Here is a 6,463-nt window from a genome sequence, read left to right on the forward strand (position 1 = left end):
TCGTTTATCTTAACCTCTCCGCTTATAGGGGTATTAAACACGTCAGAAAGGGAATGGGCAGGGTCTGTGGAAAGGAGTAATACTCTTTTCCCTTCCTCGGATAGCTTTACTGCGTAAGCGGACGATAAGGTGGTCTTTCCTACTCCCCCTTTTCCTCCGAAAAAGTAAACCTTCATCCTCTCACCTTTGAGCGTATGTAAGGAAGGTAATCCTTAATACCTTCTTCAAGGGAGTAGGTAGGTTCGTATCCGAGGGATTCTTTAACCTTCGTTAGGTCCGCTTCCGTGAACTCCTGGTAAAAGTCATAGGGACAATCAAAATACTCAACCTCGTAATTAGTTCCGAGTTCTTTGTTTAGTATCTTCACTATTTCGTTAAAGCTCCTTGCTCTTCCCGTTCCCACATTGAATATACCCGAAACGTTCCTTTCAAGTGCAAGAAGGTTTGCTTTTATCACGTCCTTTATGTAAACGAAATCCCTTCTCTGCTCTCCCCACTTAAAGAGCCTTGGCCTTTCTCCTTTTAACATCTTCACCGCAAGCTGGTAAATCATACTTGCGGTCTTTCCCTTATACTCTTCACGTGGTCCGTAAACGTTGAAATACCTAAGACCAACTATGTTTATTTCAGGATGCATTTCCATATAATTCTTTGCTATGTGGTCCATCATGAGTTTTGAAAAACCATAGACGTTTTCCGGTTCAAGGCCGTAATCCTCCCTCATAGGAGGAGGGCTATTCCCGTAAACACCTGCAGAAGATGCGTATATTACTTTTGCACCCCACTTTACCGCAAGGTCAAGTATATGCCTAAAGGAGTCCGCGTTGGTCCTGATCATTAAAAACTGGTCCATTACCGTTGTGTCGGTTATTGCAGCTTTGTGGAATATGACGTCAAACCTGAATTTCTTTCCTATGTAATCCCAAAGTTCCCGGTCCGTTATGTCTCCCGTTATAACCTCACCTTTGAATCCTATAAGGTTCTTAAAATGTCCGGAGGAGAAATTATCAAGAACGTAAATCTTTGCTTGAGGATACTTCTCCTGAAGGGCGAAAGCAAGGTTTGAACCTATAAATCCTGCACCACCGGTTATGAGAATGTTCATAAATGTAATACTATAATTAATTTAGGTAGCCGGTGTGGCGGAATTGGCAGACGCGGGGGATTCAAAATCCCCTGCCCTTCACGGGCGTGCGGGTTCGACTCCCGCCACCGGCACCAATCCCTTAAAATAATCCCATGCCCAAAAATGACCTTCTTCTCAGGAGCTTAAGAAAAGAACCGATAGAGAGGTATCCCGTATGGCTCATGAGACAAGCGGGAAGATACATGCCCCAATACAGGGAGATAAGGAAAAAGGTAAAAAATTTCCTTGAGCTGTGCAAAAACGTTGAGTTGGCAACCGAGATATCGCTCCTGCCTTTAAGACTTCTCGGAGTTGATGCGGTCATTATATTTTCCGATATACTCGTTCCTCTGGAATCCTTAGGAGTTAAGATAAGCTTTGAAGAGGGGGAAGGACCAAAACTCAGGTGGAGCGGGAAGTATGAGGACCTAAAGCCTTACAATCCCGAAGAAAACGCATACGTTTATGCAGTAATAAAGAGAGTGAAAGAGGTTCAAGATGAAGTTCCCGTTATAGGTTTCTCGGGAGCCCCTTTTACGCTCTTTTCTTACCTGATAGAGGGAGGAGCTTCAAGGGACTTTAGAAAGACTAAGCTTTTTATGTGGGAAAATCCGAAGGATTTCAAAAAGATAATGGAACTCCTCACCGAGACATTAATTCTTTACATAAGGGAACAGATAAAGGCGGGAGCAGACGTTATTCAGGTCTTTGACAGCTGGGTTAACCACCTGAGTGCTGAGGATTACGACGAATATGTCTATCCCTTTACAAATTATCTCCTGTCAGAGATAAACTCCTATTCAGATGTCCCCGTTATATACTTCTTCAGGGGTTCCGCTTCTTTTTTTGACAGTGCGGTTGACTATCCCGTTGATGCCCTTTCCCTTGACTGGAGTATAGATATTGTTGAAGCCTTTAACTATACTGATAAGGCCCTTCAGGGGAATTTAGAACCAACAGTTCTATACACAAGAGAAGAAGTAATAAAGGAGAAAACCTTATACCTCCTTAAGAGAATTCCCGTAAGAACGGGATACGTTTTTAACTTGGGACACGGACTTCAGCCAGATATGGAGTTCAAAAAGGTAAAACTCCTCGTTGATACGGTCAAGAGTTTTCCCCTAACTTGAGTCTTCCGACGTAGTCTTTAACAAATTGGTATGCTACCCTTCCCGAAAAGCTTCCCCGTTCGGTTGCCCATCTTAAAGCTTCCCTTTCTATTTCTTCGTTCAAGGAAATTCCGAAATCCCTTAGGTATAAGCTCACAGCCTCAAGGAAGAGTTTCTTATCCATAGGCGGAAACTGAAGTCTTATGCCGAACCGCTCAACGAGGGATATCCTTTCCTGAAGGGACTCTTCGGGAAACTTTTCCTCCTGAGTTTTTTCGGGAATGAGGTTCCTCCTGTTTGAGGTTGCGTAAACGAGAACGTTAGGAGGCCTTTCTTCTATATCTCCCTCCATAAGGGATTTTAAAAGCTTAAAGGACTCCTCCTCAGGTTCAAAGGATAGGTCGTCAAAGAAGAGTATGAATCTCTTCTTTCTTCCCCTTAGAAGCTCGTATAGATGGGCTATCTCGGGAATTTCACTCTTCGTTATCTGAATTAATCTTAAGCCCTGAGAACCGAATATCCCGAGTAGAGCCTTAACCAGGGAGGATTTTCCCGTTCCCCTTGCACCCCAAAGTAAAACGTCGTTTGCGGGAAAGCCCTTAACGAACTGCTCCGTATTCCTGAGGACTACACTTTTCTGCCTTTCTATGCCAACAAACTTATCAAGTGACGGAATGTGGGGATACTTTACGGGCTCAAGTCCCCCTTTAATCCTAAAGGCGTAGTATTTATCAAAAAACTCCTCATCATAGTTTTCAGAGGATACGTATTCGGAAAGTTCCTTTAAAAGCTCCCTCAGTATGCTCATAAGGAAATGATACTAAAGGAATTTCTTCATTTTTTAAAAATCTCAAGCTCCTCAAGGGTTTCCATATCCTTGTATTTACTCATCGGAATGGTATAATATATATCTTGTAAGCGGGCGTAGCTCAGTGGTAGAGCGGCTGCTTGCCATGCAGCAGGTCGCGGGTTCGAGTCCCGTCGCCCGCTCCAGCTGAAATAAAATAAACGTATGAAACCTTATCTCATATCCGGGGAAAGGTTTTACAGCTTAGGAGAATCAAACCTTATAAAGAATTTCTTTTTAAAGGCGAGTAAGGTATTTGAGGCTTTCGGATACGACTACATAAACCTCTCTTATTTTGAACCTTATGAGTATCAGGAGCTTGCCTTTGGAGAAAAAGCAAGGGAAGCCATAACCTTCAATGATAGCGGAAGCAAGGAGATTTTCAGCCTTCGGCTTGATTTTACAACACAGGTTGTGAGAACAGTTTCAAGTTTTAAAAGCATTCATTTTCCCGAAAAGCTTTACTACTTTGGTAGTCTGTTTTCCTTTGATAAAAAAGGTTTTGAACGGCTTCAGACGGGTGTGGAGCTTATAGGTATTGGCAGTCTTGAGGCAGACGTTGAGGTAATAAATGTATTAATAGATTATTTAAAAGAGATAGGGCTCAAAAATCTTAAGGTTATTCTAAGCCATGCGGGTATAGTTAAGAAGTTGAGTAAGGGGAAAAAAGAGCTCGTTAAGAGTTTTTCTGAGAGGAATATTGAAGAGCTCAGGAATATTCTCGGTGAAAATCTACTTGAGGTTTTAAGGATTTCGGACGGAGAAGAGGTGCTAACCTTTCTTGACAGATTTTCCTTGAAAGAAGAAAAGGAAGCTCTTGTAAGGGTCGGAAGGGAGCTGAAAGAGGAGGGAATACCCTTTGCCTACGATGTTTTTGAAGTGAGAGATTTCCCCTATTATACCGGCATAATTTTTGAGATATACGACATTGATACGCACCAAGCGGTAGCGGGAGGAGGGAGATACGATAATCTTTCTGGCCTATTCGGAGAAGACTTCCCGGCAACGGGAGGAGCGGTCTATCTTGAAAAGCTCATAGATTATCTCCCGAAGGAGATTGAGAAAAAGGATTACTTCATAATTGACCGTTCAAAGAAGGGAGTAGGAAGAAAGCTTGCGGACACGCTTAGGGGCAAGGGTAAAAAGGTATCCCTTGAGTTTACCGAAAGAGAGCTTAAAAAGTCAATAAACTACGCTTTTGAGAAAGGTTTTAGAGAGGTTCTCGTTGTAGAAGAGGACTATCTTAGGGTTTTTTCTACTCCGGAGGAATGTGTGAGCATGAAGATAAGCGAGTTTGTTGAATTAATCAAGTAACTCTTTTAGTTTATCAAGGTGGGTGAGTTTCTCCCAAGGGAGGTTTTCCTTTCCGAAATGACCGTAAACGGAGGTTTGTCTATATATGGGTTTTCTGAGGTCTAAGAACTCTATTATCTCGGAAGGCTTCAGAGGAAAGATTTTTTTTACCGCTTCGGTGAGTTTTTCCTTATCAACCTTGTTTGTTCCGAACAGCTCAATATCAAAGGCTACGGGCTCCGAAAGTCCGAAAGCATAACCTATTTGAACGAGGCATCTATCCGCCCACCCGCCCGCTACTATGTGTTTCGCTATCATTCTCGCAAGGTATGAACCCGAACGGTCCGTTTTTGTCGGGTCCTTTCCCGAAAAAGCACTTCCGCCCGATAGTCCTATGTCTCCGTATGCATCAGAGACTATCTTTCTTCCCGTTAAACCTGTATCCGCAACGGGACCGCCTATAACAAACCTTCCCGTGGGGTTTACCCTGAACAGTGTCTTCTCGTTTATGAACTCCTCGGGTATTTCCTTCCTCAATACCTCTTCGATAATCATCTCCCTGAGGTTGTTCAGGGATATGTCGGGGTCGTGGTGGACGTAAGCTATCACGCTCTGAACGTAAGAGGGTTTCCCGTCCTCGTAAATCATAGCTATAAGAACCTTTCCGTCCGGTCTCAGGAAGGGGAACTTCCCTATCTTCCTGTATTCGGAGACTCTCTTTGATATCTTGTGAGCAAGGGTTATAGGCCAAGGCATAAGGTTAGGAGCTTCCTTTGTGGCATATCCCACAACTATGGCGGTATCTCCCGCACCCTCGGAAGATATACCGAGGGCTATCTCGGGACTTTGTTCGTCTATAGACTGAATAACCGCACAGGTATCCGCATCAAACCCGAGCTCGGGACGAGTATACCCGATATCCTTTATAACGTTTCTCACCACACGAGGAATATCAACGTAACTTTCGGTGGATAGCTCCCCGCCTACCATAACGAGCCCTGTTGTAACCATTATCTCAAGGGAAACCTTACTGAATGGGTCTTTCTTTATGAACTCGTCAAGTAAAGCATCAGCTATCTGGTCCGCAACCTTGTCGGGATGTCCTTCCGTCGGAGACTCCGCCATTCTGAGAGTATACATTTAGGAAAATTATAGTATAATTGCAGCAAAGGAGGGGAGAATGAAAGGTTTGGAAGGTCCTATTAAGTTGGAATTTGAGGTGAGGAAGGAAGTTAATTCAATAAAGTTAGAGTTGAGAAATAGCAATAAAGTTGAAAACGCTTTTAAAAGCTATAAGGATAAAGGAGGAGTATATATTTTCACCTCTCACGGAATTAATTGGAAAAAAGTTTAAAGATTGCGCTTGTGAACAAAATATTATTTATGATCATGATCCTGATTCAGGCTGCTCTTGTGAAGAAAAATTTGAAAAAGTAGGGGATAATCCTATTATATTGATAGGACAAACAGATAACTTTAGGCGAAGGATTTCATACTTTATAAAGAGTTTAATAGCCAATCATTCTGATGAATTACACACAGGAGGTGCAAGAATTAGGGAACTTCTTGAAAAATGCAAGCAAAGTATTAATACACAGAATTTTAGCCTGAACTTATATCTCGTTTTTTTAGATGAGGCTAAGAATGAATGCGGTAATAATATAGATGAAAAGAAATTGGAATGTATGTTTTTTAAAGTATTCAAAGAGAAATGGGGTTGTTTACCGTTGTTCAATAAGAAATCCTGTGATATCGACGATATTAATATAGAATGTAAAAAGTTTATTGAGGGAATATTGACTTCGCGTAAATGCTACTTCTTCCTCTTGAGGTATCTTCGCTGGTTTTTTTAAAAAAGTCCCTAAACTCCTATCTCCTGCAAATAAAAATTCCTTTATGGTTCAATTTGGCTTCCTCGCTCTGGGCTCTTCATATTTTCTTTTTCTTCCCTCATCTCCTTCGTGAACTTCCCTCCTTCCGTAAGGGAGGGTTGTGCAGTCGTCACCCGTGAGGGCGTTTTAGGGTTGTATGTAGCAAAGCAAAGGGCTAAAATAATACGTGTAGGTGGGGAGCTATAGGGGTGTAATG

7 protein-coding genes and 2 tRNA genes are annotated in these 6,463 nt (G+C 42.4%); 5 read left to right on the top strand and 4 right to left on the bottom strand.

Going from position 1 to position 6,463, the window contains the following annotated elements:
* A partial coding sequence (locus tag ACWB1W_RS08085; RefSeq protein WP_479370865.1) for an ArsA-related P-loop ATPase occupies window positions 1–176 on the bottom strand: 176 nt, incomplete at its 3' end.
* Window positions 173–1,105 (bottom strand): ADP-glyceromanno-heptose 6-epimerase, encoded by a 933-nt coding sequence (gene rfaD, locus ACWB1W_RS08090; protein WP_479370859.1) that lies wholly within the window; start codon window positions 1,103–1,105, stop codon window positions 173–175. The genes ACWB1W_RS08085 and rfaD, both read right to left, overlap by 4 nt.
* A gap of 28 nt (window positions 1,106–1,133) precedes the next feature.
* Here rfaD and ACWB1W_RS08095 point away from each other — a divergent pair.
* Window positions 1,134–1,221, top strand: a tRNA-Leu gene (locus ACWB1W_RS08095).
* Window positions 1,222–1,239: 18 nt separating this feature from the next.
* Entirely contained in the window at window positions 1,240–2,256 is a 1,017-nt protein-coding gene (gene hemE, locus ACWB1W_RS08100) for a uroporphyrinogen decarboxylase (RefSeq protein ID WP_479370860.1), read from the top strand.
* Here the strand turns inward: hemE and ACWB1W_RS08105 are convergent.
* Complete coding sequence (locus tag ACWB1W_RS08105; RefSeq protein ID WP_479370861.1) at window positions 2,234–3,043, bottom strand: ATP-binding protein; 810 nt, start codon at window positions 3,041–3,043, stop codon at window positions 2,234–2,236. The two genes, hemE and ACWB1W_RS08105, sit on opposite strands and share 23 nt — an antisense overlap.
* A gap of 110 nt (window positions 3,044–3,153) precedes the next feature.
* On the opposite strand from ACWB1W_RS08105, the gene ACWB1W_RS08110 reads away from it, so the two are divergent.
* Together ACWB1W_RS08110 and ACWB1W_RS08115 are read left to right on the top strand one after the other, a co-directional pair.
* Window positions 3,154–3,228, top strand: a tRNA-Gly gene (locus tag ACWB1W_RS08110).
* 19 nt (window positions 3,229–3,247) lie between these two features.
* A complete protein-coding gene (locus ACWB1W_RS08115; protein WP_479370862.1) occupies window positions 3,248–4,396 on the top strand; it encodes an ATP phosphoribosyltransferase regulatory subunit in 1,149 nt (382 codons plus the stop codon).
* On the opposite strand, the gene metK is transcribed toward ACWB1W_RS08115, so the two are convergent.
* Window positions 4,385–5,515, bottom strand: a complete 1,131-nt coding sequence (metK, locus tag ACWB1W_RS08120) for a methionine adenosyltransferase (protein ID WP_479370863.1) — start codon at window positions 5,513–5,515, stop codon at window positions 4,385–4,387. The two genes, ACWB1W_RS08115 and metK, sit on opposite strands and share 12 nt — an antisense overlap.
* A gap of 131 nt (window positions 5,516–5,646) precedes the next feature.
* Here metK and ACWB1W_RS08125 point away from each other — a divergent pair, with 131 nt between their 5' ends.
* Entirely contained in the window at window positions 5,647–6,228 is a 582-nt protein-coding gene (locus tag ACWB1W_RS08125) for a hypothetical protein (RefSeq protein ID WP_479370864.1), read from the top strand.
* Window positions 6,229–6,463: the final 235 nt, after the last annotated feature.

It is taken from the genome of Aquifex sp., assembly GCF_056494385.1.

Coding starts and splice junctions, on each gene's coding strand:
- rfaD (WP_479370859.1), bottom strand. CDS start 1,105: ATGAACATTCTCATAACCGGTGGTGCAGGATTTATAGGTTCAAACCTT.
- ACWB1W_RS08105 (WP_479370861.1), bottom strand. CDS start 3,043: ATGAGCATACTGAGGGAGCTTTTAAAGGAACTTTCCGAATACGTATCC.
- ACWB1W_RS08115 (WP_479370862.1), top strand. CDS start 3,248: ATGAAACCTTATCTCATATCCGGGGAAAGGTTTTACAGCTTAGGAGAA.
- metK (WP_479370863.1), bottom strand. CDS start 5,515: ATGTATACTCTCAGAATGGCGGAGTCTCCGACGGAAGGACATCCCGAC.
- hemE (WP_479370860.1), top strand. CDS start 1,240: ATGCCCAAAAATGACCTTCTTCTCAGGAGCTTAAGAAAAGAACCGATA.